Here is a 24,893-nt window from a genome sequence, read left to right on the forward strand (position 1 = left end):
GGACACCACAGAACACAGGATGCCTCCGAGGCAATAGGCTGGTGGCATGACCAACTCCGCCACATCGTCCGCGTCGTCGAAGGCCCAGATCGGAGTCACCGGCCTGGCAGTCATGGGCTCCAACATCGCCCGCAATTTCGCTCACCACGGCTACACCGTTGCACTCCACAATCGCTCCATCGCCAAGACCGATGCTCTCCTTGATGAGCATGGCAGCGAGGGCAACTTCATCCGCACCGAGACGATGCAGGAGTTCGTCGACGCGTTGGAGAAGCCACGTCGCGTGTTGATCATGGTCAAGGCGGGCGACCCCACCGACGCGGTCATCTCTGAGCTGGCCGACGTGATGGAGAAGGGCGACATCATCATTGATGGCGGCAACTCCCTCTACACCGACACGATCCGTCGCGAGGCTGCGATGGCCGAACGCGGCCTGAACTTCATCGGCGCGGGCATCTCCGGCGGCGAGGAAGGCGCACTCAACGGTCCGTCGATCATGCCCGGCGGCCCCGCGGTGTCGTACGAATCGGTCGGGCCGATGCTCGAGAAGATCTCCGCGCACGTCGACGGCGAACCCTGTTGCACCCACATCGGTCCCGACGGCAGCGGCCACTTCGTCAAGATGGTCCACAACGGCATCGAGTACGCCGACATGCAGCTCATCGGCGAGGCGTACGACCTGATGCGTCGAGGCCTCGGCATGGAACCTGCCGAGATCGCCGACGTCTTCGCCGAGTGGAACAAGGGTGAACTCGAGAGCTACCTGGTCGAGATCACCGCGCAGGTGCTGGCCCAGGTCGACGCCGAGACCGGTAAACCACTCGTCGACGTCATCGTCGACCAGGCGGGCCAGAAGGGCACCGGCCGGTGGACGGTGAAGGCCGCACTCGACCTCGGCATCCCGGTGACCGGGATCGCGGAGGCGGTGTTCGCCCGGGCGCTGTCGAGCGCTGCCGACCAGCGGTCCGCGGCAACGTCGCTGGCCTCGGGAACGCTCGCAGAGGCTCCGAAGGACAAAGAGCAGTTCGTCGAGGACATCCGCCGCGCGCTCTACGCCTCCAAAATGGTCGCCTATGCCCAGGGATTCGACGAGATCAGCGCGGGCAGCCAGGAGTACAACTGGAACGTCGACCGCGGCTCGCTCGCCACGATCTGGCGAGGCGGCTGCATCATCCGCGCGAAGTTCCTCAACCGGATTCGCGACGCGTACGCCGACAACGCCGACCTGCCGAGCCTGCTGCTCGCGCCCTACTTCACCGACGCCGTGGAGTCGTCCCTCGACAGTTGGCGACGAGTGGTGTCGGCGGCGACGCTGATGGGAGTGCCCGTACCGGCGTTCGCCTCATCGATCTCCTACTACGACGGATTGCGCAGCGACCGGCTGCCTGCCGCCCTGACGCAGGGCCTGCGCGACTACTTCGGCGCACATACCTACAAGCGCGTCGACAAGCCCGGAACCTTCCACACGCTCTGGGGCCAGGATCGCACCGAGGTGAAGACCGACTGAACGTCGAGGGTGAAGACAGTCTGAACGCAGCGGATCTGTCGCGGGTTCTGGTCATCTCTCCGCATCTCGACGATGCGGTGTATTCGGCCGGCGCAGCGCTGTCGGCGATGGACGACGTCGTTGTCGTGACCATGTTGGCCGGGCGGCCCGATCCGCCTCAGCACACGGAATGGGACCGCTCGACCGGCTTCGCGTCTTCGAGCGAAGCACTCGACATCCGCCGAGCAGAGGACGAGAAGGCCGTCGCGACGCTCGGTGCTCGCGCGGTACATCTCGATTTCCTCGACCAGCAGTACGGTGGCGCCGACCTCGTGGCGCTGAGCGGCGCTGTATCCGAACTGGTGGAAACCCACCGACCACAGGTGGTTATCGGACCGCTCGGTGTCAGGCATGCCGACCACCTGCTCGTACGTAACGCGGTTCTTGCGGCACGGGTGCCGGTTCCCCTGTGGATGTACGCGGATCTGCCGTACTGCAATTACAGCCGCAGCGACGAGATGGCCAGTCGCGACGTGTTGCGTTGGCGGGGATGCGTGCTCGACGAGGTGCAACCGGCCGCCGGGTCGATGGATCTCAAACGCACGGCCGTCGAGTGCTACCCCACGCAGAACACACAGTTCGACATGAACAAAATCGTTGCACCCGAACGTTTTTGGGCTGTCACCCGCGACCTCTGACGGTCACCGGATGCGCACCAGGCACGTCCACCGCCGGGCGGACGCCGGATGCGGCAGAGTCCGGCGCCGACCATGCCGTCGGCGACTGAGCCCGACCCAATCTCACTGAATGCTCAACCAGGACACGGCCGCACCGGGTCAATGCGTACACAACTGCGACGTCAGCGGGACGCCGCGACAATTATTGTCGCGGCCTCGCGCTGACGACCGGATTGTGTACGTACCCCGCCACGCGGCCGTTGAGTGCTACCCCACCCATAACACAGTTCAACATCGACAAAATCGTTGCGCCCGAACGTTTTTGGGCTGTGACCCGCGACCTCTGACCGCCACCGCAAACGCACCAGGCACGTCCACCGTCGGGGCGGACGCCGGATGCGGCAGAGTCCGGGGCCGACCATGCCGTCGGCGACTGAGCCCGACCCGATCTCACGGAATGCTGAACTCGGGCACGGCCGCGCGGGGTCGCTGCGTACACAACTGCGACGCCAGCGGGACGCCGCGACAATAATTGTCACGGCCTCGCGCTGACGACCGGATTGTGTACGTACCCCGCGGCCCGCCACGAGCCTGCTGTCGGTCACCGGGTGCGCAGCACCCGCGCGTACGCCGATGGCGACGCCGCCATGCCGACCGCGAACGCCGCGGAGCGCAACTGGCCGCTGGCGACCAGCGGAATCACGTCGGCGAGCGACGACCGCCGGCGCGACTCCGCGATCAGAGAACGGACTACGTCGGGGTCTCCGAAGTTGGCCTGCGCGGCCCGCATCGCCATGTGCGCGGCGGGTATGAGCACCTCCCGGTAGCGAAACGCGCGGGCGAGCGAGCGGTTCCGACTCCCCTCCAGCCAGCTCGATCCCCACCCCGACAGCGCGTTGCGCTCGCGAAGCTCCGGGGCAAGTCGGGCCACTTCGTCGCCCATCGTGAAGACATCGGCGGTGTGCGTGCAGGTGACCTGCGACGTCGACTCAGGATGCTGTCGATACCAGAGCAGCGGCTCGTCGACGAGCGCGACGCGGTCGGCGCGCAGGGCGATGCGCAGCGTTGCCGCCATATCCTCATACGCTCTGCGTTCGTCCCAGGGTGCATCGCCGAGCACCGCGCGGCGGAACAATCGTGCCGGCGGATACGCCTTCACCCTGCCCCGCATGAGCATTCGGGCGAATTCGTGGCCGTCGACAAATCGCCGCCGCATTCGACGTTCGGCAACGCCGAGAGCAGCCCCAGCAGGATCGACGAACATCGTTCGGCAGGAAGCGAAGTCGGCATGTTCTCGGACCAGCGCGTCGAGCATGCGCGCGGTGAACGTGGGGTCGGCGAGGTCGTCGCTGTCGAAGAACCAGATCACGTCGCCGGTTGTTGCACGCACGCCGGCGTTGCGCGCATAACCCGCGCCACGATTGCGATCGAGTTCGACAACGCGGTGGTCGACACCAGCCGACGTGAGGATGTGCGTCGCCACCGCGATCGACCCGTCGTCGCCGCGGTCGTCGACCACGACAACTTCGTCGACTGGCCTGACTTGCCGCAGGATCGCGCGCAGGCACGGCTCGATGTACAGCGCACTCCGATACACGGGTATGACTACCGACAGGCGCGTCGGATCGGGCGTCGGCGCCACCTTGCCCACGTCACTCCTCGCGCTCAGTCACTTCACAGCGGTTTGCCAGCAAAGTTAGCCTAGCCTTCCCCACAAGAAAAGACTCCGATCGCCCGACGCGCCGACGGCAACAACCCACGAATCGCAGCCGAGTCATCGCCGGGTACAGTGTGTGTACGTGCGCTTTCTCTCGGGACACTCGCCCGCTTATGACCTCACCTACGACGATGTCTTCGTCGTTCCGTCACGCAGTGACGTGATCTCCCGCTTCGACGTCGACCTCGCGTCTTCTGACGGCTCGGGCACGACCATCCCCGTCGTCGTCGCGAACATGACCGCTGTCGCCGGAAAGCGGATGGCTGAAACCGTCGCCCGCCGGGGCGGATTGGTCGTGTTGCCGCAGGACCTGCCGATCCCGGCCGTGGAGTCGAGCATCGCGTTCGTCAAGTCGCGCGACCTCGTGGCCGACACCCCGGTCACACTCGAACTCGACGATTCGGTCAGCGACGCGCTCGCACTGATCACCAAACGTGCGCACGGCATCGTCGTGGTCGTCGACCGTGACGGGCGGCCCGTCGGCACCGTCGACGAGACGGCGTGTACCGACGTCGACCGCTTCACCCGACTCGGCGACGTCCTCGACCGCGGGTTCGTCTCGGTGGCCGCCGGAACGGACGTCCGGGAAGTCTTCGAGATCCTCGACGCCGCGCACCAGCACGCCGCGATCATGCTCGACGGCGACGGACGCCTCACCGGCGTGGTCACCCGGACTGGCGCACTGCGCAGCGGCATCTACCGCCCTGCCGTCGACGACGAGAACCGCCTCCGCATCGCGACGGCCGTCGGCATCAACGGCGACGTCGTCGGCAAGGCGAAGGCACTCGTGGCCGCCGGTTCCGACCTCCTGGTCATCGACACGGCACACGGGCACCAGGAGAAGATGCTCGCGGCGCTCGAAGCTGTCGCAACGGCCGACCTCGGCGTCCCGTTGGCCGCCGGAAACGTCGTGTCCGCCGCGGGCACACGCGACCTGATCAACGCCGGAGCCGACATCGTGAAGGTCGGCGTCGGGCCCGGCGCGATGTGCACGACGCGGATGATGACCGGCGTCGGACGGCCGCAGTTCTCCGCGGTCGCCGAATGTTCAACCACCGCAGCAGAACTCGGCAAACACGTGTGGGCAGATGGTGGTGTCCGCCATCCTCGCGACGTCGCACTGGCTATCGCCGCAGGCGCGTCGAACGTGATGATCGGGTCGTGGTTCGCGGGGACCTACGAGTCGCCCGGCGATCTCAAGCGCGACGCGTCGGGCGCGCTCTACAAGGAAAGCTTCGGGATGGCGTCCAAGCGCGCTGTGGCAGCGCGCACCTCTGCCGACAGCGCTTTCGACCAGGCGCGCAAGGCGCTGTTCGAGGAGGGCATCTCCAGTTCCCGGATCAAGCTCGACGCCGAGCGTCCGAGCGTCGAAGACCTCATCGACCACATCTGTTCGGGTGTGCGCAGCACGGCGACCTACACCGGCGCGCGATCGCTCGGCGAACTGCGTGAGCGCGTGGTTCTCGGAGTGCAGTCGCCCGCAGGCTTCGCCGAGGGCAAACCGCTACCGACAGGTTGGTGAGCCCTCGCCACCGACGCCGCACCTAGAATGGTCTGCGTTGCCCACGGAGCGCACCGACTCCGTGGCGCTGTCCCCAGCCACTCGGTGCGTCATGGAGGGATCGCCTGTGCCACAGGCACCGGACGCTCTGTCTCGACACGAAGGTGACACGTGCAGGCGCTGATCATCGTCGCCAGCCTGATCGGGTTCATAGCGCTGACCCTCGGTACCGCGATCTTCGTCGCGGCCGAGTTCTCCCTCACCGCGCTCGAACGGTCAGCCGTCGAATCCGAGGTCGCCACCCGCGGCGACCGTCGTTCACGCATTGTGCAGCGCGCACACCGGACGCTGTCGTTCCAGCTCTCGGGCGCACAGCTCGGTATCACGATCACGACGCTGATCACCGGCTATATCGCCGAGCCGGTGCTGGCACAGATCCTCGGTCCCGTATTCCGCGCGATGGGCGTGAGCGAATCGGTCGCGTCGGTCCTCTCACTCGTTTTCGCGCTGCTCATCGCGACGTCGCTGTCGATGGTGCTCGGCGAGCTGGTCCCCAAGAACATCGCCATCGCACGTCCGATGGCGGTGGCACGTGCCACCGCCGCCCCTCTCGCCTACTTTTCGCTGGCGTTCCGCTGGGTCATCCGGGGTCTCAACGGCGCCGCGAACTGGATCGTGCGGCGGATGGGTATCGAGCCTGCCGAGGAACTGCGGTCGGCGCGATCGCCGTCGGAGTTCGGTTCGCTCGTACGCAACTCGGCCAAACAGGGGTCCATCGACCCGGAGACGGCGATGCTCGTCGATCGGTCACTCAAATTCGGTGAACTCACCGCCGAGGATCTGATGACCCCGCGCGTCACGGTCGAATACCTCGACCGCGACGACACGATTCGCGACCTCGTCATGGCGACGTCGCGGACCGGACACTCACGCTTCCCGATCGTCAACGACGGCGATCTCGACGACATGATCGGCGTCGTCCACATCAAGCAGGCGTTCACCGTCGCCCCGGAAGAACAACTCTCGACGTCCCTCTCGTCGATAGCGCGCTCGGTACCCACCGTCCCGACGACTCTCGACGGCGACGCGTTGATGGAGCAGATCCGTGCCGACGGCATGGAGGTCTGCGTGGTGATCGACGAGTACGGCGGCACTGCCGGAATCGTGACGACCGAGGACCTCATCGAAGAGATCCTCGGCGACGTCACCGACGAGCACGACGACGAACGCGCCGACGTCCAGGTCGACGCCAACGGATATCTGCTCTCGGGACTGCTGCGCACCGACGAGGTCGCCGACGCCACCGGCTACCGCGCTCCCGATGGCCCGTATGACACGCTCGGCGGTCTTGTGATGAACGAACTCGGTCGCATCCCGGCAGCGGGTGATTCCGTCGACCTCCCGATGGTGGTGTCTCTGCGCGACGACGACGAAGACGAATCCGACGAGGAGTTCGACACCACCCCGTGGAATGCGACCGTCGTCGCGATGGACGGTCGACGCGTCGACGTCGTGCGACTGACACCCATCACGTCCGACGACGCATCGAGCGACAGCCCGGGAGCTCACGATGAGTGACGCATGGGCAATCGTTCTCACCGTGGTGTTGCTCGCGGGCAACGCGTTCTTCGTCGGCGCTGAATTCTCCCTCATCTCGGCACGACGCGACCGACTGGAAGCGCTCGCCGAGAGCGGAAAATCGCGGGCCCGCACGGTGATCCGTGCGAGCGAGCATCTCTCGCTCATGCTCGCAGGCGCCCAATTGGGCATCACGATCTGTTCGATCCTGCTCGGCCGGGTCGGCGAACCGGCCGTCGCACACATCCTCGAGCTACCACTCGAGGTCGCACACGTCCCCGAGTCGCTGCTGCACCCCATCTCGTTCGCCGTGGCGCTCGGACTCGTTGCGGTGCTGCACATCCTGCTCGGCGAGATGGTGCCCAAGAACATCGCGCTCGCCGGTCCGGAACGCGCAGCCATGCTGCTCGTCCCCGTTCACCTCGGCTTCATCAAGATCGTCCGCCCGCTCATCGCGTTCTACAACTGGCTGGCGAACATCACGCTTCGCGCATTGCGCGTCGAGCCGAAGGACGAGCTCGATTCGACGGTCTCGCCCGTCGAACTCGCGCAGATGCTCGGCGAGTCCCGTGAGGAAGGCCTGATCGACGCGGAGGAACACGAGCGTCTGACCCGCGCACTGCGGTCGGTCGCCCGCACGGTGTCGGAGGTGATGATCCCGCTCGATCGGATGCGCAGCGTCGACGTCGAGGTCGATCCGGTGACCGGTGGCGTCGGCCCCACCCTCGGGTCGGTCGAGCGAGCCGTCAGCGACACCGGTTTCTCCCGGTTCCCGGTGCGCGGCCTCGACGGCACCTTCACCGGTTACCTCCACCTGAAGGACGTGCTCGACGACATCCTCGACGACAACGTCGGCCAGGAGACGATCATCGGCGTCGACAAGATCCGTCCACTTCCGGTGATCGGCATCGACACCCCACTCGACGACGCGACGCGCGCCCTGCGCCGCACCAGCTCACACCTCGGTGCGGTGGTCGACGACTCGGGACGCACCGTCGGCATCGTGGCGCTCGCCGACCTCGTGGAGGAGTTCGTCGGCACCGTCCGCGACGAGACGCATCGGGTGTGACCATGACGCACGCGACTCCCGGCCGCCCTGTCGAGCTCTCGAACCCTGTCCTCTCCCCCGACGTCTTATCCCCTGACGTCTTATCTCCCGACGCCTGGCAGGCGCGTCGCGCCGCACACGAGTCGCGCGTCGAAGATCTCGTCGGGCCGTACCTGCGGTCGAGGGCGCAGGGCGAAAAGCACCCCGTCCTCGACTTCTTGTTCACCTACTACTCGGCACGCCCCTCACACCTACGCCGCTGGCACCCCGGCTACGGCGTCGTGCTGGCGGCGCCGGGTCCCACGGGCGACCGCGGCCAAGCGCGCGTCCTCGAAGAGCTGTCGACCCTTCGCGGCTACACCCGAACTCCCGACGGGGGCGTGACCGTCGACCCGGCGTTCCTCACCGAACGTCGCGGCGCACTTCTCGCCACCTGCGCACTTCTCGACGCCACCGCCTCGCGCCCCGCCCGCCTGGGATGCTTCGGTCTGCATGAGTGGGCGATGGTCTACCGCACCGACGCGCCCCGACATTCCGTCCCGCTGCGGCTCGGATCGGCCGCCACCGACGCCGTCGTCGAATCGATGCCGTTGCGGTGCACACACTTCGACGCTTTCCGCTTCTTCACCGACGCGGCTCGTCCACGAAACGAGTCGACGTTGTCGCGGCAGACACAGATCGAGCACGAACAACCCGGCTGTCTGCACGCGACCATGGACCTGTACCGCGCCTGCATCAACCTCGCGCCGCTGATTCCCGCGGAGCTGACACTCGTCGCCTTCGAGCTCGCACTCACCGCCCGCGAGCTCGACATGCGAGCGAGTCCCTACGACCTGCGAGACCTCGGCTACGCGCCCGTCGAGATCGAGACGCCCGCGGGGCGGGCCGAGTACGTCCGCGAGCAGTCGGCCATCGCCGATCGTGGCGCCGAGCTGCGCGGCACGCTGCGTTCCCACCTCGGCGTGCTGCTCGACGCCTGCTGACGACGCGATTTACCTCGCGGGTAACATGGAGCGCGTTCACGATCGCCCCTGTTGTCCCGATGAGGGCTGATGACGTGCGCGGATTCGACACCGAAGCCGCAACGCCACCGGCTTCCGGGCCACCGGAGAAGGAAGGCTCTTATGTCGGACCAGACCCCTGCCGTTGACTCCACCGCCCGCACGAATGTGGAGGGCCTTCAGGTCGCCACCGTCCTCTACGACTTCATCAACAGCGAGGCGCTTCCGGGCTCGGGTGTCGACAAGGACACCTTCTGGAAGGGCGCGGCCGCCGTCATCAACGACCTCGCACCCCGCAACCGTGAGCTGCTCGCAGTGCGTGACGACCTGCAGAGCAAGATCGACGCGTGGCACCGCGACCACAAGGGCGTCGACTTCTCCGATCCTGCCGTGTTCGGCGAGTACAAGCAGTTCCTCACCGATGTCGGCTACCTCGCCGAGGTGCCCGCCGACTTCCAGATCGGCACCACCAACGTCGACCGTGAGATCTCCGAGACGGCAGGACCTCAGCTCGTCGTGCCGATCCTCAACGCGCGATTCGCACTGAACGCGTCGAATGCGCGCTGGGGCTCGCTCTACGACGCCCTGTACGGCACCGACGTCATCAGCGACGAGGGCGGCGCCGAGAAGGGCAAGGGCTACAACAAGGTTCGCGGCGACAAGGTCATCGCGTACGCAAAGGGCTTCCTGGACAAGGCTGTTCCGCTCGAGCAGTGCAGCTACACCGACGTCACCAAGATCGCCGTGGTCGACGGTGCTGTCCAGGTGACGCTCGCCGACGGCACGACGTCGACCCTCGCCGATCCCTCCGCGTTCGCGGGCTACACCGGCGACGCGGCGTCCCCCGCGTCGGTCCTGCTGCGCCACAACGGCTTGTACCTCGACATCGAGATCGACCCGTCGTCGCCGATCGGGCAGACCGATCCGGCAGGCATCAAGGACGTCGTGATGGAGTCGGCGATCACCACGATCATGGACTTCGAGGACTCGGTCGCCGCAGTCGACGCCGACGACAAGGTCCTCGGCTACCGCAACTGGCTCGGACTCAACAAGGGCGACCTGTCCGAAGAGGTCAGCAAGGGCGGCAAGACCTTCACCCGCGTGCTCAACCCCAACCGGACCTACACCGCGCCCGACGGCACGGGCTTCGACCTGCACGGTCGTTCACTGCTGTTCGTGCGCAACGTCGGCCACCTCATGACCAACCCCGCCGTTCTCGACGCCGACGGCAACGAGGTGCCCGAGGGCATCCTCGACGCCCTGGTCACCTCGCTCGCGGGCATTCACGGTTTGAGCGACGACGGTCTGCAGAACTCGCGCACGGGTTCGATCTACATCGTCAAGCCCAAGATGCACGGACCCGACGAAGCCGCATTCACCGTCGAGCTGTTCGGTCGCGTGGAGAAGGTTCTCGGCCTGCCGGAGAACACCCTTAAGGTCGGCATCATGGACGAGGAGCGCCGCACCTCGGTGAACCTCAAGGCCTCGATCAAGGCCGCAGAAGACCGTGTGGTGTTCATCAACACCGGCTTCCTCGACCGCACCGGCGACGAGATCCACACCTCCATGGAGGCGGGTGCGATGATCCGCAAGGGTGAGATGAAGAAGGCCAAGTGGATGGTCACCTACGAGGACTCCAACGTCGACATCGGTCTACACGCCGGTCTCCAGCACAAGGCTCAGATCGGTAAGGGCATGTGGGCCATGACCGACCTGATGGCCGACATGGTCGAGCAGAAGATCGCACAGCCCGAGGCCGGCGCGAGCACCGCCTGGGTGCCCTCACCCACCGGCGCCACACTGCACGCGATGCACTACCACCTCGTCGATGTGTTCGAGCGCCAGGACGAGATCGCCAAGCGCGACCCGGCGTCGGTCGACGACATCCTGACCATTCCGCTCGCACCGAAGACCGACTGGTCCGACGCGGAGAAGAAGGAAGAACTCGACAACAACTGCCAGTCGATCCTGGGCTACGTGGTGCGCTGGATCGACCACGGCGTCGGCTGTTCCAAGGTTCCCGACATCCACGACGTCGCGCTCATGGAAGATCGTGCAACGCTGCGCATCTCCAGCCAGCTCCTCGCCAACTGGATTCATCACGGGATCGTCACCGCAGACGACGTCGTCGCTGCGCTCGAGCGGATGGCCCCGGTGGTCGATCGGCAGAACGCGGACGATCCGACCTATTCGCCGATGGCTCCGGATTTCGAAACGAATATCGCATTCCAGGCCGCCAAGGAACTTATCCTCGAGGGAGCGAAGCAGCCGAGCGGCTACACCGAGCCGATCCTGCATCGCAAGCGCCGCGAGTACAAGGCTGCCGCGGCCAAGGCGTGAACACGCGTGAGGTCCCGGACGGACGCCCTGTCTGTCCGGGACCTCGCACGCGACAACGGAGGCGGTAGTGGCGCATCATCGGGTAACCGGTGGCGGAAGCGGAATCAGGCAGCGGGGGGTCAGCCGCGGGCTGGTGTTCGTATTACTCGCTCTGGTGCTGATAGCCGCCGTGATCGTGGCATGGCAGCAACTCGGCGACCACCTCGACAAGCAGGCTGATTCTGCTGCTGCCTCGTGCATCGAGGGGCCTGCGACGGTCGACGTCGTAGCCGACGCCGACGTCGCTCCGGCACTGATCGCGATCGCTCGCGAGTTCGGTGCGAGCAAACCCGTCGTTCGCGACCACTGCATCACCGTCGCCGTGCGTGCGGGCGACGCGAAGACCACCCTGGACGGGCTGGCCGGAAATTGGGACGCCGCGTCGATGGGAGCGTTTCCCGCCGCGTGGATTCCGCAGTCGTCGGTATGGGCCGCCGAGTTGGCGCAGGCAAAACCGTCGGCACTCGAGGGAACACCGACATCGTTGGTGACCTCGCCTGTCGTGCTCGCGACATCAGCAGAGCTGGGCAGCAAGATCGACGGCAAGATCGATTGGGGCCAGGTCCCCACGCTGCAGCAACGCGACGGCAGCCTCCGCGACTTCGACATCACCGGCTGGGGTTCCCTGCGCATGGCAATGCCGCTCGGCGCGCAGTCCGACGCCTCCTCGCTCGCCGCGCAGGCGGTAGCCATGCGCGTCATGCGCACCACCGGACCGCTCACCAACGACGACGCCTCATCTGACCGAGTCGCGTCGAGCGTCGGGGCGATGCTCGACGGCGCGCCGCAATCACCCGACGGCAGCCCCGTCGGAGCGGCGACGGTCATGCGCGACGCGTCCGACGCGAAAACCTCGCCCATCCACGCTGTACCGATCACCGAGCAGCAGCTCTACAAACTCACCCGCGAGGATTCGACGGCCCGTCTCGCCGAGATCGTGCCGAGCGGCCCGACACCCTTTGCCGATTTCCCGATCATCCGGCTCGCCGGTGACCAGGTCTCGCCCGTGGCGAGCGCCGCGATCGCCGACTTCTTCCGCTTCGCCCAGGACCAGAAGCACCTGTCGTTGCTGACGTCGCAGGGATTCCGCGGCAACGCACCGCTACCGCCCGCGACGAAAACCGTCGGATTCCCGATCACCAAGGAGCCGATGCCGCAGCCCGAGAACTCAGCCATCGTGACGATCAACAAACTCGTCTACGGACGCGACTTCGGCCCCTCCGCCTGAACCGGAACGCTCAGTCCGCGAACGCCTCGATCGGCGGGCACGAGCAGACGAGGTTGCGGTCTCCATAGGTGCCGTCGATACGACGCACCGCCGGGAAGACCTTGGCCCGCGCACCCGCGGACGGCAATCCCTGGGGATAGACCGCTTCTTCGCGTGAGTAGGCGTGATCCCATTCGGCGACAAGGCATTCCGCGGTGTGCGGTGCTCCCCGCAGCGGGTTGTCGTCGACGGTCCAGGTGCCGTCGCCCACCTTGTCGATCTCGGCGCGAATGGCGATCATCGCGTCGCAGAAGGCGTCGATCTCGTCGAGATTCTCACTCTCGGTCGGCTCGACCATCAGGGTTCCCGCCACCGGGAAGCTCATCGTCGGCGCGTGGAAACCGTAGTCGGCCAACCGCTTTGCGACATCGTCGACGGTCACTCCGGTTTCCTTCGTCAGTCCGCGAAGGTCCAGGATGCACTCGTGTGCGACCCATCCACCGTCGCCGGTGTAGAGCACCGGGTAGTGATCGCCGAGGCGTCGTGCGATGTAGTTGGCCGACGCAATCGCGGTCAGTGTGGCGCGACGCAGCCCGTCGGCACCCATCATGGCGATATACGCGTAGGTGATCGGGAGGATCGACGCCGATCCGTACGGCGCCGCCGAAATCGTTGCCGCGCCGGGCAGTTCGTCGGCGAGCGGATGTCCGGGCAGGAACGGTGCCAGGTGTGACCGCACCGCGATCGGCCCGACGCCGGGACCACCACCGCCGTGCGGGATGCAGAAGGTCTTGTGCAGATTCAGGTGACTGACGTCGCCGCCGAACCGGCCGGGGCGCGCAACGCCGACCAGCGCGTTGAGGTTTGCGCCGTCGATGTAGACCTGACCGCCGGCATCGTGGACCGCTGCGCAGATGTCGCGGATGTCGTGCTCGAACACACCGTGCGTCGACGGGTACGTGATCATGATCGCGGCCAGCGACTCGCCATGGGCGTCGATCTTGGCGCGCAGGTCATCGACGTCGACATCGCCGTTCTCGCGGCACGCGACGACCACGACGCGCATGCCCGCCATCACCGCGGACGCCGCGTTGGTGCCGTGCGCGCTCGACGGGATCAAGCAGATGTCACGAGCGGCGTCGTCCCGGCTGAGGTGATACTGGCGGATCGCGAGCAGACCGGCGAACTCACCCTGCGAGCCCGCGTTCGGCTGAAGGCTGACCCTGTCGTAGCCGGTGATCGTCACCAGCCACTGCTCGAGGTCGGCGATCAATTCGCGAATGCCCGCGCCGTCGCTGTCCGGCGCGAACGGGTGCAGCCGGGTGAATTCGGGCCAGGTGATGGGCTCCATCTCGGTGGTGGCATTGAGCTTCATGGTGCACGACCCGAGCGGAATCATGCTCCGGTCGAGCGCGATGTCTTTGTCCGACAGGGCGCGGAGATAACGCAACATCGACGTCTCGGTGCGGAACCGGTTGAATGCCGGATGCGTGAGGAACTCGCTCGTCCGCGTCTCGACCGACTGCGCGAAGCTGCGCGGCGTCACGCCCGCCACCTCGAACACCTCGAGGACCCGGTCGATGTCTGCGGCCGAGGTGGTCTCGTCGCACGCGATCGACACCGTGTCGGCATCGACCCTGCGCAGGTTGATTCCCGCGCGGTGAGCATCGGCGACGATCGCGTCAGCACGGCCGTCCACGCGGACCTGCACCGTGTCGAAGAAGTTTGCGTGCTCGACGCTGAATCCGGCAGCGCTCAGACTGTCGGCGAGCGTCGCGGCATGTGCGTGTACCCGACGCGCGATGGCGCGCAGGCCATCTGGCCCGTGGTATGCGGCATACATCGCGGCCACGATCGCCAGCAGCACCTGTGCGGTGCAGATGTTGCTTGTCGCCTTCTCCCGGCGGATGTGCTGCTCACGCGTCTGCAGCGCCAACCGGTAGCCGAGGTTGTCGTCGGCGTCCTTGGACACACCGACGAGTCGCCCGGGCAGTTGACGAGAGTGCTTGGCGCGCACCGACAGATAGCCTGCGTGCGGTCCGCCAAAGCCCATCGGCACGCCGAAACGCTGGGTGGTACCGAAGCACACATCGGCACCCTGCTCGCCGGGCGGCGTGATGAGGGTCAGCGCGAGGAGATCGGCCCCGACCGTGACCAGCGCACCGGCCTCGTGCGCGGCGTCGACGATGGGCGCGACGTCGAGGATTCGACCCGACGCTCCCGGCGTCTGCAGGATGACACCGAAATAGTCGCCGTCTGGCAGCCCACACCCCGGCAGCCCCGGATTCAGCGTCGCCTCGACAACCTCGATACCGAGCGGCAGTGCACGAGTGTCGATGACGGCCCTGGTCTGCGGGAAGAGATCGGAGTCGACGACGAGCCGATTCGACTTCGACTTTCCGGCACGCCGCATGAGCGTCATGGCTTCGGCGGCAGCGGTGGCCTCGTCGAGCATCGACGCGTTCGCCACCTCCATGGCCGTGAGGTCGGAGACCATCGTCTGGAAGTTCAGCAGCGCTTCGAGCCTGCCCTGGCTGATCTCCGGCTGGTACGGCGTGTACGCGGTGTACCAGGCCGGATTCTCGACGACGTTGCGCAGGATGACGCCGGGAGTGATCGTGTCGTAGTAGCCGAGACCGATCATCGACCGGTTGACGGTGTTCTTCGATGCCAGCGCCGACAGTCGCTCGAGCGCCTCCTGCTCGGTCAGTGGGGCGTCGAGTGCCGACAGCCCGTTGTCCGACGGATCGTCGAGGATCAGAGAGGGCACGACCTGCTGAGCGAGGTCGTCGAGTGACTCGACTCCGAGGAGCGCGAGGATTCTTGCGGTCTCGTCTGCGTCCGGCCCGACGTGGCGGTCGACGAAGGCAGCGGATGTGAACTCGGAGCCGCGGATCTCGGGGGTCGAGGCATCGACGGATGTCATGGGGGTGGAACCTCTCGCGCGCACCGGTCGCACCGGCGGGTCGGCCCTCCCCCTCTGTCATGCCGCGGGGCGGCGCCTGAGAGATTCAGTCATCGTGTCGGCGATGACACGAAAACCTTTCACCGTGGGCGGGTAACGGCTTGGCCGTCACCACTTTCCAGAGACGCCGTCGACAGTACGGTCCGGGTGCCTGAGAGTTTGACGAGGAGGTGTTGCTCCTTCGGCGGCCATTCGAGATGACGCTCTCCCGTACTGCAGCGACGCGTTGTTCAGTCTACCCGTACGCTCATCCGGTTCGGCGGGTGCGGTTCTTGCGACGCGCTGCGAGTTCGTCCTCGGGGGCCGACTCGGTGACTCCACCGTCGGCTCGCTCGCCGGGGAAATCGGCGATGGCACCGGTCAGCTCGCGCATGGCACCGTTCACCGCGATACCGAACACTCCCTGTCCGCCCTGCAGCAGGTCGACGACCTCTTCGGCCGACGTGCACTCATAGACGGTGGTGCCGTCGGAGAACAGGGTGATTCCGGCGAGGTCCTCGACGCCGCGCTGGCGCAGGTGATCGACGGCGACCCGGATGTTCTGCAGCGAGATCCCGGTGTCGAGCAGACGCTTGACGATCTTGAGGACCAGGATGTCCTTGAAGGAGTACAAACGCTGACTACCCGAACCTGCCGCACCGCGGATGGACGGCACGACGAGTGATGTGCGTGCCCAGTAGTCGAGTTGTCGGTAGGTGATCCCTGCGATCTGGCATGCGCTCGGCACCCGGTAGCCGACGAGTTCGTCGGGGACGGTGTCGTTGGGGAAGAGTCCCGGCGCGATGTCGTCGAGGCTGCCCTGCGTTGCCCGGCGACGTGGGGTCGGGTCGTCCGCCGGATGCTCGGCTTCCACGCCGACGTTGCCGTCGGTCGTCGTCTCGCTGTCTGACGGCTGACCTTCGTCACCGTCGAACGGCACATCGCCCACTGCAGACTCCCTCGCCACGCTCGGATCGGACCGGTGCGGACCTGCAACCACGATACGCCGCCGAACCCGATCTGCTCTCTCTCGTCGGGTGTGTCCCCGACGATCACGTGCGTGACGGTATGTCGCGGCCGTGCGTCGAATCAATGCGACGCGCCCTAAGACTCAACCTCAACTTGAGATCGAGATGAACGGTGATCTACGGGATACGCAACCGTGACGTGTCGCTGCGGGAGTGTCAGGCTCCGCCGCTGGCCTTGAAGTCGTCGGGCGACACGTTGTCGAGAAATTCGCGGAACTTCTCCACCTCGTCCTCTTTCGCCTCGGGGCCGTCTTCGGAGTCTTCGTCGGGGATCAACAGACCTGCCTCGGCGAGGACTTCCTCGTCGGCGATGATCGGCACTTCTGCGCGCATCGCGACCGCGATCGAATCCGACGGTCGGGCCGACACCCGCACATCGCCCGAGAAGACCATCTCGGCGTAGAAGGTGCCCTCTTGCATGTCGACGATGCGCACCTCGACGAGTGTCTGACCGAACTCTTCGATGAGATTCACGATGAGGTCATGGGTGAGCGGCCGCGGCGGCTCGATCCCTTTTTGGCGCAAGGCGATCGACGCCGCCTCGCTCTGCCCGATCCAGATGGGCAGATAGCGCTCGCCATCGACTTCGCGCAGCAGCAGAACCGGCTGACTCTGCGGCGGCTCGACCCGAATGCCCACCACACGCATCTCGCTCATCTCGCACCTCCCGCGCCGTCAATAATTGCCATCGACGCTACACCGACTGGACCCGCTGCGGCGTCGTGGCGAGATACACGGCTCCGGCGAGCCGTGCCGCTTTCGTCAAGAAGATCGTCAATCAAGGACGCCACGCACGGCCTGCTTGACCAGTTGCGTGTGCAGGGTCACCGACAACGCGGCGATTTCGCGAATCAGTTCTTCGGCGCGGTCGCGGGCGCCGGTGCCTTTGCCCTTCGCGATCGGGTTGGCAATCTGCGCGACGAGTCCCGCCTCACGATCCGCGGAGACCTTGAACGCGCGCAGATGCCTGGTTTCCACGCCGTAATTGGCGAGGGCCGCGGCGGCTTCGACGAGCCGTACCGCGTCCTCGTCGAAGAATCCGGCGGGCCCGGATGTCAATAGACCGTTGCGCTGGAGTTCGGTCACGAACGCCGAATCGACTCCGGTTCGCTCGATGAGGGTCTCGCGGGAGACCCGACCACCTCGCGCCGAGAAGTCGGTGGCCGGTGCGACGACGCTGCGCGCAGTCGACAACACCGGTGTGCCACCTGCGCCGAATCCCCCGTCGCCGTGGTCGATGGCGTCGAGTTGCTCTTTGATGACCTTGAGCGGCAGGTAGCGATCGCGCTGTGCCGTGAGCACGAAACGCAGGCGCTCACAGTCGGACTGGCTGAATCGCCGGTAGCCCGACGGGGCGCGTTCTGGCGTGACAAGCCCTTCGGCTTCGAGGAAACGGATCTTTGAGATCGTCACATCGGGAAAATCCTCGCGCAGCAGCGCGAGGACCGACCCGATGGACATCGATCCTCCGCCGCGCGCGTCCGCAGTCGAGGCCGGCACGGTGTCAGGCGCCGGAACCGTCGCGCGGACCACTCAGGAAGACCAACCGGAACTTTCCGATCTGGACCTCGTCGCCGTTGCTGAGAGTTGCGCTGTCGACAGGCTCGCGATTGACGTAGGTGCCGTTGAGGCTGCCGACGTCGACAACCTGGAACTCGTTGTCCCCCAACCGGAATTCGGCGTGTCGTCGGCTCACTGTGACGTCGTCGAGGAAGATGTCGCTGTCGGGGTGCCGACCTGCCGATGTCGTCGGCTGATCGAGCAGGAAGCGCGAACCGGCGTTCGGGCCACGCTTCACGACGAGCAATGCGGTACCGGGCGACAGCCGCTCGACCCCTGTGTCGGCCGGCTCGCTCGAGGTCGCCGCGCCCGCGTCGAGTTCGTTGATGAACTCTTCACGGAACACCGATGTGGTTTCCACCGGCGCCTCGTAGCCGTTGTCGTTATCGCTCACCGCTTCTCCTTCGTCCTCATCCGTTCGTCACCTTGAGTGCACTCACCGTCGGCGTCCGCGCTCACGCGCTGCGAGGTCTCGCACCAGGCCACCCGACGCCGCGGATGCGACGTCGAATTCCGTTGGCTAAACCGTACCGCCTGTGCCGAACGCAACCACGTGCGACTCGGCCACGACAACGACGATCATACTTTCCCGTGCCCTGGGAATGGTCAGCCTTCGATTACGGCCCGGTAGCCATCTGCATCGAGCATGTCGGCCAGTTGAGCGTCGAGGACCGATGCATCGTCGAGGCTGATCTCGACGAGCCAGCCCGAGTCGTACGGCTCCGAGTTGACGAGGTCGGGCGACGAATCGAGCTCGTCGTTGACCTGTGAGATCGTCCCGTTGAGCGGTCCGAAGATGTCGGAGACACTCTTGGTCGATTCGACCTCGGCAAACGACTCGCCCACCTCGACCTCGCTGTCGATCTCCGGCAGCTGCACGAAGACGACGTCGCCGAGCTGTCCCTGCGCGTAGTCGGTGATCCCCACTCGGACCGTGGTCGGACCGACCTTGCGCACCCACTCGTGTTCGGGGGTGTAGCTCAGTTCAGCCGGCACATTGGTATCGGTCACGTCGACCCCTTTCTAGTCCTCCGAGACTTTAGGCCATGTCCCTGCCGGTCGGCACGCCAGCACGCGGCATCTTCGTGACCACCGCAATCGTCTGCGCCCAGTACAGCAGAAATGACCACACATACAGCGCGACGCCCCATATCAGGAACGCCCAACCGATCGGGTAACAGATCGTGCCGATCACCGAATCCAATTGTCCCGCAAGCAACCACGGGAACGCACTCATCAACGCGAATGTCGCCGCCTTGCCGATGTAGAGCACCGGTAAAGCCAGCAGTCCCCTGCTCCGCAACAGCGGACCGGACGCGAACAGCAGCACGTCACGCGCCACGATGATGCCGATGATCCACCACGGGATGATCCCCCTGATCGCAAAGGCGACCGGAATGATCACGATGTAGAGCCGGTCGGCCAGCGGGTCGAGCAGTTCACCGAGCCGCGACGACTGGTTGAGCAGGCGAGCCAACTTGCCGTCGGCCCAGTCGGTGAACCCCGACAACATGAGTACCCAGAACGCCCAGGCATCGGCCTTGACGTCGAGCAGCAGCCACAGGAACACCGGGATCAGCGCCAGGCGCAGGACGCTCAGCGCGTTGGGCACCGTGACGATCCGCGACGTCGAGCTCACGGACTCGGGGTGGTCGTCCACGTCAGCGGAAGATGCCGATGACGCCCTGCAGGGTCTTGGCCCCGCCCGACGCGAACAGGTTGTCGTGCACCATGTAGGTCCACGTCGTCGTCGATCGGTGGAGGTCGGCGGAACCGAGGTCGACGCCGTCCGCGGTGATCGCGACATCGCGGAACGTTGCACGCGCATTCTCGACGGCCTCGTTCGGCAGTTCGCCGAACTCGGCGAGGATCAGCCGATGGAACTCGTCGAGCGGACTCTCCTTGCCGATTGCCCGCAGGTGGATGCTCGCGCGGACATCCGAGACGAATGCGAGGTGATCTGCCCAGGCACGGTCGAGGTGGTAGAGCATGATCTCGCGGGCCGCCTGGACGAGAACATCGCGGGAAACGGGCTCGGTGGGTGTCGCAGGGGTTGACTCAGCCGCGTCGTCGGCAGTGTCGGCTGTCGTGTCACCGGCATCCTTGTCACCGGTCTCCCCGTCGGCCGTCGCCTTGTCCGCCTGGTCTGCCTTGTCCGCCGTCGGGCTCGCGGTCCCGGTCAGTTCGGCGTATCGCTCCGGCTCGAGCTCGGCGAGTTCCTCGAGCGCGGTGTCGGTCGTGAGCAGCTTCATTCGACGTGCGACGACGATCTCACGCTGCTGGTTGACCAGCTTGTTGTAGCGCCAGGTGTTGGCGTGGAGCTCGAGCATCACGCCCTCGGCGACGCGCTGGGCCTGCTCGATCAGGTCGATGCCCTTCTGCCCCATCGATCCGTCGGGCTCCGAGGAGACAGGGTCGCGCTTGAACGCGAGGTTCTTGGTGACGACCGGGTCCTCGAGGCTGCTGAAGAACACCGCGGAACCCGGGTCTCCCTGACGGCCCGCACGGCCGCGGAGCTGATTGTCGAGTCGTTCGGTGTCGTGACGACCGGTTCCCACCACGCACAGGCCACCGAGCTCGACGACCTCCTCGCGCGCTGCCGGATCGTCGTCGGAACCGCCGAGTCGGATGTCGGTGCCTCGGCCTGCCATCTGGGTCGACACGGTGACGGCGCCCTTCACACCCGCCTCCGCGATGATCTTCGCCTCTTCGACGTCGTTCTTCGCGTTGAGGACGACGCTCGGGACGCCTGCCTTCTCGAGGAAGTAGGCGAGCTCCTCCGACTCGGCGACGTCGTGGGTTCCGATGAGCACCGGCTGCCCGGTCTCGTGGATCTCCTTGACGTAGTCGACCACTGCCTCGACCTTGTTGGCCTTCGTGTCGTACACACGGTCGGGAAGGTCGGTGCGGATGTTGGCGGTGTTCGGTGGGATCTGCGAGACCCGCAATTCGTAGAACTGGCGCAACTGCTCGCCCGCGGCGAGCGCTGTACCGGTCATGCCGCAGACGCGCGGGTAGCGACCGATGAGTGCCTGCACGGTGAGCGTGTCGATGACCTCGCCCGAATCCGTCTGTGCGAGTCCTTCTTTGATCTCCACGGCGGCCTGCACGCCGTCGGGCCAGCGCTGCAGCTGCGCAACGCGACCACGCGAGGCGTTGATGAGATGGACGCCGCCGTCGCGGACGATGTAGTGGACGTCGCGCTCGAGCAGGTAGTGCGCGTGCATCGCGATGTTCACGTGGACGAGTGTGGTGCCCACATGTTCTTCGTCGTAGAGGTTGATGCTGCCGAGTTCCTCTTCGACGAAGGCGGCGCCCTCGTCGGTGAGGGTCACGTTTCGACCTTCGGCGTCGATGTCGTAGTGCTTGTTCTTCAACCGGCCGACGACCTCGTGGATCGCCTGGTCGGGAACCTCGGCCTCGGTCGAGCCTGCGAGCACCAGCGGGATCAGCGCCTCGTCGACCAGCACGGAGTCTGCCTCGTCGATGATCGCGACGTCGGGCGTCGGCGAAACCAGATCATCCTCTGACTGTGCGAGCTGGTCGCGCAGCACGTCGAACCCGATCTCGTTGACCGATCCGTAGGTGATGTCGCCCGCGTAGGCCCGCTTGCGTTCTTCGCGGGTCGAGTTCTCCGACACCGCGCCCGCGACGATCCCGAACGAATCGAAGAGCGGCTTCATCCACTCCGCGTCACGAGTGGCCAGGTAGTCATTGACCGAGATGACGTGCACCTGATGGCCGTCGAGGACATAACCGACGGCAGCGATCGCGCCCGCGAGGGTCTTGCCCTCGCCGGTACCCATCTCGATGACGTCGCCCTCGAGAAGGCGAAGCGCGCCCTGGAGCTGGACGTCGAACGGCCTCAGACCCAGCGTGCGGTCGGCGGCCTCCCGGGCCAGCGCAAGGAACTTGGCTCGGTCCTTCTCGTCGGCGCTGATCTCGAGTTTCTCGGCCTCGTCACGGAAGTGCTCGGTGTCCAAGCCCGCGGCCCAGTCGGTGTAGTTGTCCGCCTCTTTGATCAACCCGACCGATTTGGACTGGTTACGTGAGGACTGGGCTCCCAGCAGCCGCCACATGCTGTTCGTCAGCTTTCCCACCGAACGATTCTCCTACCTCGTCGTTTCATCCGAACTCCGACGTCACGGCCCGGATCGACAACCACGGTACGCGGCCACGCAGCCGACAATTACGACGCGTCCACCAGACGCTTTCGGCTACCGTGAATCCCGTGAGCATCCGACGCCGGGGTTCGACGTGTCAGTACCGCCCAGCTCGATCTCGTTCGCCGGTGCGACTGCTCGTCGCCTCCTTGGGCGCTGCGTGTGTCGTCATCCTCGCCGCCTGTGGTGCGAGCACAGACTCATCATCGCGGGAGGTCGACCCAGGCGTGCTGGTCGGCAAGAACTACTCGTCGACGTCGGTGACCGGTACACCGATTCCCGGCGGCGGGCCGATGCAGGTCTCGTTCCCCGAAACCGGGCGAATCTCGGCAACGGCCGGCTGCAATCGCCACAACGGTGCGCTGACCTTCGTCGACAACACGTTCCGCACCGACAAGCTGGCCACCACGATGATGGCGTGTCCCCCGCCGCGTGACGGTGCAGACAAGTGGCTGAGTGACTTTCTCTCCGACTCGGTGACCTGGGATCTGGAGGGAACCACGTTGACGCTCACGCACGGCTCGACGAAAGTCGTTCTGACCGAGAGTTCTTCACAGAGCTGACGTGTGCGGCACGTCAGGCACAAGTCGACACGTCACCCACAACGAGACAGGAAACCGAAGATGACAGACACCACTCCAGTGGTCGTCACCGTGACCGGCGCCGCAGGCAGCATCGGGTACGCCGCCGTGTTCCGCATCGCCGCGGGCGACATGCTCGGGCCCGACCGCCCGATCAAACTCCGCCTCCTCGAACTCCCCCAGGCGGTCTCCGCGGCGCACGGCACGGCGATGGAGTTGCAGGACGGCGCGTTTCCGCTACTGACCTCCGTCGACATCTTCGACGATGCGCGTGCAGCATTCGACGGCACGGACTTCGGGCTCCTCATCGGTGCGAAACCGCGCTCCAAAGGCATGGAACGAGCGGACCTGCTGTCGGCGAACTCGGCCATCTTCGCCGAGCAGGGCGCTGTCATCAACGACGTCGCGGCCGACGACATCCGCGTCATCGTCGTCGGCAATCCGGCGAACACCAATGCGGCGGTCGCCGCGGCGAGCGCGCCCGACGTCCCCGCCGAGCGATTCACCGCACTGACACGTCTCGACCACAACAGGGCCATCGCGCAACTCGCGGCACACACCGGAGCCCCGGTGCGCGACATCAGCAGGGTGAGCATCTGGGGTAACCACTCGGCAACGCAGTACCCCGACATCTTCCACGCGCGCATCGGTGATCGAAGTGGCGCCGACGTCGCTGCCGACACCGACTGGCTTGTCGACGACTTCATCCCGACCGTCGCCGCCCGAGGCACCGCCATCATCGAGGCACGGGGCGCGTCCTCGGCGGCGTCGGCCGCCAATGCGGCAATCGATCACGTGCGCGACTGGGTACTGGGTACCCCCGCCGACGACTGGACGTCAGCCGCGGTCAGTTCTCCCGGTGCATACGGAGTTCCCGAAGGCCTGATGTGCTCGTTCCCCGTCCGATCGGTCGACGGCGCGTGGCAGATCGTCGACGGCCTCGAGATCAACGAGTTCTCGCGCGCCCGAATCGACGCGTCGGTTGCCGAATTGCAGTCAGAACTCGACGCGGTCGCCGCACGGCGCTGACGCAGGGACCCCAATACGTCTCCTGTTGGTCACTCTTGCCCGCCCAATCGTTCACGGCAGCTTAAACTTCCGACATGTCAAAGAAGTCGACGTCGAAGAAATCGAAGTCCGCCGAGCCCAAGCAGAAGAAAATCCCCAACAAGGTGTACGAGGCGGAACTCTTCCGACTGCAGACCGAAATGGTCAAACTGCAGGAGTGGGTACGCGAAACGGGTGCGCGCGTGGTCGTGATCTTCGAGGGGCGCGACGCCGCCGGTAAGGGCGGCACCATCAAGCGCATCACCGAGTACCTCAGCCCTCGGATCGCGCGCGTGGCCGCGTTGCCCGCCCCCACCGATCGTGAACGCGGCCAGTGGTACTACCAGCGCTACGTGGCGCAACTGCCCGCGCCCGGCGAGATCGTCCTGTTCGACAGATCCTGGTACAACCGTGCCGGAGTCGAAAAGGTGATGGGCTTCTGTACACCCGAAGAACACACCCGCTTTCTCCGACAGACCCCGATCTTCGAGCAGATGCTGATCGACGACGGAATCATCCTGCGCAAGTACTGGTTCTCGGTATCCGACGACGAGCAGCTGCGCCGGTTCCGCTCGCGAATGAATGACCCTGTGCGGCAGTGGAAGCTGAGCCCGATGGACCTGGAGTCCGTCTATCGGTGGGAGGACTACTCGCGCGCGAAGGACGAGATGATGGTGCACACCGACACCGCGCTGAGCCCCTGGTTCGTCGTCGAATCCGACATCAAAAAGCATGCGCGACTCAATATGATGTCGCACCTTCTCTCCACCATCGACTATCAAGAGGTTCCGCGCCCGCAGGTCTCGCTGCCGAAGAAGCCGATCGAGAGCGGGAACTATCATCGCCCGCCGCGCTCGTTGTCGAAGTACGTTCCCGATCACGTCGCAGAACTCATCGGACCCAGTGACTGATGAAGACCGGCGACTGACCAAAAATTACCGGTGACTGAACCGATCGCGCCTGCGTAGCATGAGTC

At 65.7% G+C, this 24,893-nt stretch carries 20 protein-coding genes and 1 riboswitch; of the genes, 11 read left to right on the plus strand and 9 right to left on the minus strand.

Annotated features, from left to right (window positions below; genetic code table 11):
* The first annotated feature begins 46 nt into the window (after positions 1-46).
* Together gndA and A5785_RS16575 are read left to right on the plus strand one after the other, a co-directional pair.
* Complete coding sequence (gene gndA / locus A5785_RS16570) at positions 47-1,507, plus strand: NADP-dependent phosphogluconate dehydrogenase (protein WP_064867666.1); 1,461 nt, start codon at positions 47-49, stop codon at positions 1,505-1,507.
* 53 nt (positions 1,508-1,560) lie between these two features.
* Positions 1,561-2,184, plus strand: a complete 624-nt coding sequence (locus A5785_RS16575) for a PIG-L deacetylase family protein (protein WP_269449596.1) — start codon at positions 1,561-1,563, stop codon at positions 2,182-2,184.
* Positions 2,185-2,764: 580 nt separating this feature from the next.
* Here the strand turns inward: A5785_RS16575 and A5785_RS16580 are convergent.
* A complete protein-coding gene (locus A5785_RS16580; protein ID WP_064867668.1) occupies positions 2,765-3,814 on the minus strand; it encodes a glycosyltransferase family 2 protein in 1,050 nt (349 codons plus the stop codon).
* 148 nt (positions 3,815-3,962) lie between these two features.
* On the opposite strand from A5785_RS16580, the gene A5785_RS16585 reads away from it, so the two are divergent.
* The 6 genes from A5785_RS16585 to A5785_RS16610 all read left to right on the plus strand — a co-directional run bounded on the left by A5785_RS16585 (position 3,963) and on the right by A5785_RS16610 (position 12,615).
* Positions 3,963-5,402, plus strand: coding sequence for a GuaB1 family IMP dehydrogenase-related protein (locus A5785_RS16585; RefSeq protein WP_064867860.1), 1,440 nt, complete (start codon positions 3,963-3,965; stop codon positions 5,400-5,402).
* 150 nt (positions 5,403-5,552) lie between these two features.
* Positions 5,553-6,959: a hemolysin family protein gene (locus tag A5785_RS16590; protein WP_064867670.1), complete on the plus strand. Its 1,407-nt coding sequence runs from the start codon at positions 5,553-5,555 to the stop codon at positions 6,957-6,959.
* A complete protein-coding gene (locus tag A5785_RS16595; protein ID WP_064867673.1) occupies positions 6,952-8,028 on the plus strand; it encodes a hemolysin family protein in 1,077 nt (358 codons plus the stop codon). Before A5785_RS16590 ends, A5785_RS16595 begins: the two co-directional genes overlap by 8 nt.
* A gap of 2 nt (positions 8,029-8,030) precedes the next feature.
* Positions 8,031-8,990: a hypothetical protein gene (locus A5785_RS16600; protein WP_064867862.1), complete on the plus strand. Its 960-nt coding sequence runs from the start codon at positions 8,031-8,033 to the stop codon at positions 8,988-8,990.
* Between the two features lie 141 nt (positions 8,991-9,131).
* Positions 9,132-11,348 carry a malate synthase G gene (locus A5785_RS16605; RefSeq protein WP_064867675.1) on the plus strand — a complete coding sequence of 739 codons (2,217 nt, stop codon included), beginning with the start codon at positions 9,132-9,134 and terminating at the stop codon, positions 11,346-11,348.
* A 67-nt stretch (positions 11,349-11,415) separates the two neighbouring features.
* Complete coding sequence (locus A5785_RS16610) at positions 11,416-12,615, plus strand: substrate-binding domain-containing protein (protein ID WP_064867677.1); 1,200 nt, start codon at positions 11,416-11,418, stop codon at positions 12,613-12,615.
* 10 nt (positions 12,616-12,625) lie between these two features.
* Here A5785_RS16610 and gcvP read toward each other — a convergent pair whose 3' ends face one another.
* From gcvP to secA2, 8 genes are all read right to left on the minus strand, one after another.
* Entirely contained in the window at positions 12,626-15,520 is a 2,895-nt protein-coding gene (gcvP, locus tag A5785_RS16615; RefSeq protein WP_064867679.1) for an aminomethyl-transferring glycine dehydrogenase, read from the minus strand.
* Positions 15,521-15,688: 168 nt separating this feature from the next.
* Positions 15,689-15,780: riboswitch (glycine riboswitch) on the minus strand.
* A 26-nt stretch (positions 15,781-15,806) separates the two neighbouring features.
* Positions 15,807-16,412 carry a MerR family transcriptional regulator gene (locus A5785_RS16620; RefSeq protein WP_049700756.1) on the minus strand — a complete coding sequence of 202 codons (606 nt, stop codon included), beginning with the start codon at positions 16,410-16,412 and terminating at the stop codon, positions 15,807-15,809.
* Positions 16,413-16,722: 310 nt separating this feature from the next.
* Positions 16,723-17,223 (minus strand): bifunctional nuclease family protein, encoded by a 501-nt coding sequence (locus A5785_RS16625; RefSeq protein ID WP_049700692.1) that lies wholly within the window; start codon positions 17,221-17,223, stop codon positions 16,723-16,725.
* Positions 17,224-17,340: 117 nt separating this feature from the next.
* Positions 17,341-18,027 carry a transcriptional regulator FtsR gene (ftsR, locus tag A5785_RS16630; protein WP_005206868.1) on the minus strand — a complete coding sequence of 229 codons (687 nt, stop codon included), beginning with the start codon at positions 18,025-18,027 and terminating at the stop codon, positions 17,341-17,343.
* A gap of 43 nt (positions 18,028-18,070) precedes the next feature.
* Positions 18,071-18,520, minus strand: coding sequence for a glycogen accumulation regulator GarA (gene garA, locus A5785_RS16635; protein WP_049700693.1), 450 nt, complete (start codon positions 18,518-18,520; stop codon positions 18,071-18,073).
* Positions 18,521-18,732: 212 nt separating this feature from the next.
* Positions 18,733-19,137 carry a glycine cleavage system protein GcvH gene (gene gcvH, locus A5785_RS16640; protein ID WP_049700694.1) on the minus strand — a complete coding sequence of 135 codons (405 nt, stop codon included), beginning with the start codon at positions 19,135-19,137 and terminating at the stop codon, positions 18,733-18,735.
* A 28-nt stretch (positions 19,138-19,165) separates the two neighbouring features.
* Positions 19,166-19,786, minus strand: coding sequence for a CDP-alcohol phosphatidyltransferase family protein (locus A5785_RS16645; RefSeq protein WP_049700695.1), 621 nt, complete (start codon positions 19,784-19,786; stop codon positions 19,166-19,168).
* A gap of 1 nt (position 19,787) precedes the next feature.
* Complete coding sequence (secA2, locus tag A5785_RS16650) at positions 19,788-22,226, minus strand: accessory Sec system translocase SecA2 (protein WP_064867681.1); 2,439 nt, start codon at positions 22,224-22,226, stop codon at positions 19,788-19,790.
* Between the two features lie 131 nt (positions 22,227-22,357).
* Between secA2 and A5785_RS16655 the strand changes: the two genes are divergently transcribed.
* The 3 genes from A5785_RS16655 (at position 22,358) to ppk2 (ending at position 24,828) form a co-directional block, all read left to right on the plus strand.
* Positions 22,358-22,852: an META domain-containing protein gene (locus A5785_RS16655; RefSeq protein ID WP_231894216.1), complete on the plus strand. Its 495-nt coding sequence runs from the start codon at positions 22,358-22,360 to the stop codon at positions 22,850-22,852.
* A gap of 60 nt (positions 22,853-22,912) precedes the next feature.
* Complete coding sequence (locus A5785_RS16660) at positions 22,913-23,899, plus strand: malate dehydrogenase (protein ID WP_064867683.1); 987 nt, start codon at positions 22,913-22,915, stop codon at positions 23,897-23,899.
* Between the two features lie 74 nt (positions 23,900-23,973).
* Positions 23,974-24,828: a polyphosphate kinase 2 gene (ppk2, locus tag A5785_RS16665; protein ID WP_064867685.1), complete on the plus strand. Its 855-nt coding sequence runs from the start codon at positions 23,974-23,976 to the stop codon at positions 24,826-24,828.
* Positions 24,829-24,893 lie beyond the last annotated feature (65 nt).

This window comes from Gordonia sp. 852002-50395_SCH5434458 (assembly GCF_001665905.1).
GTDB lineage: Bacteria > Actinomycetota > Actinomycetes > Mycobacteriales > Mycobacteriaceae > Gordonia > Gordonia jacobaea.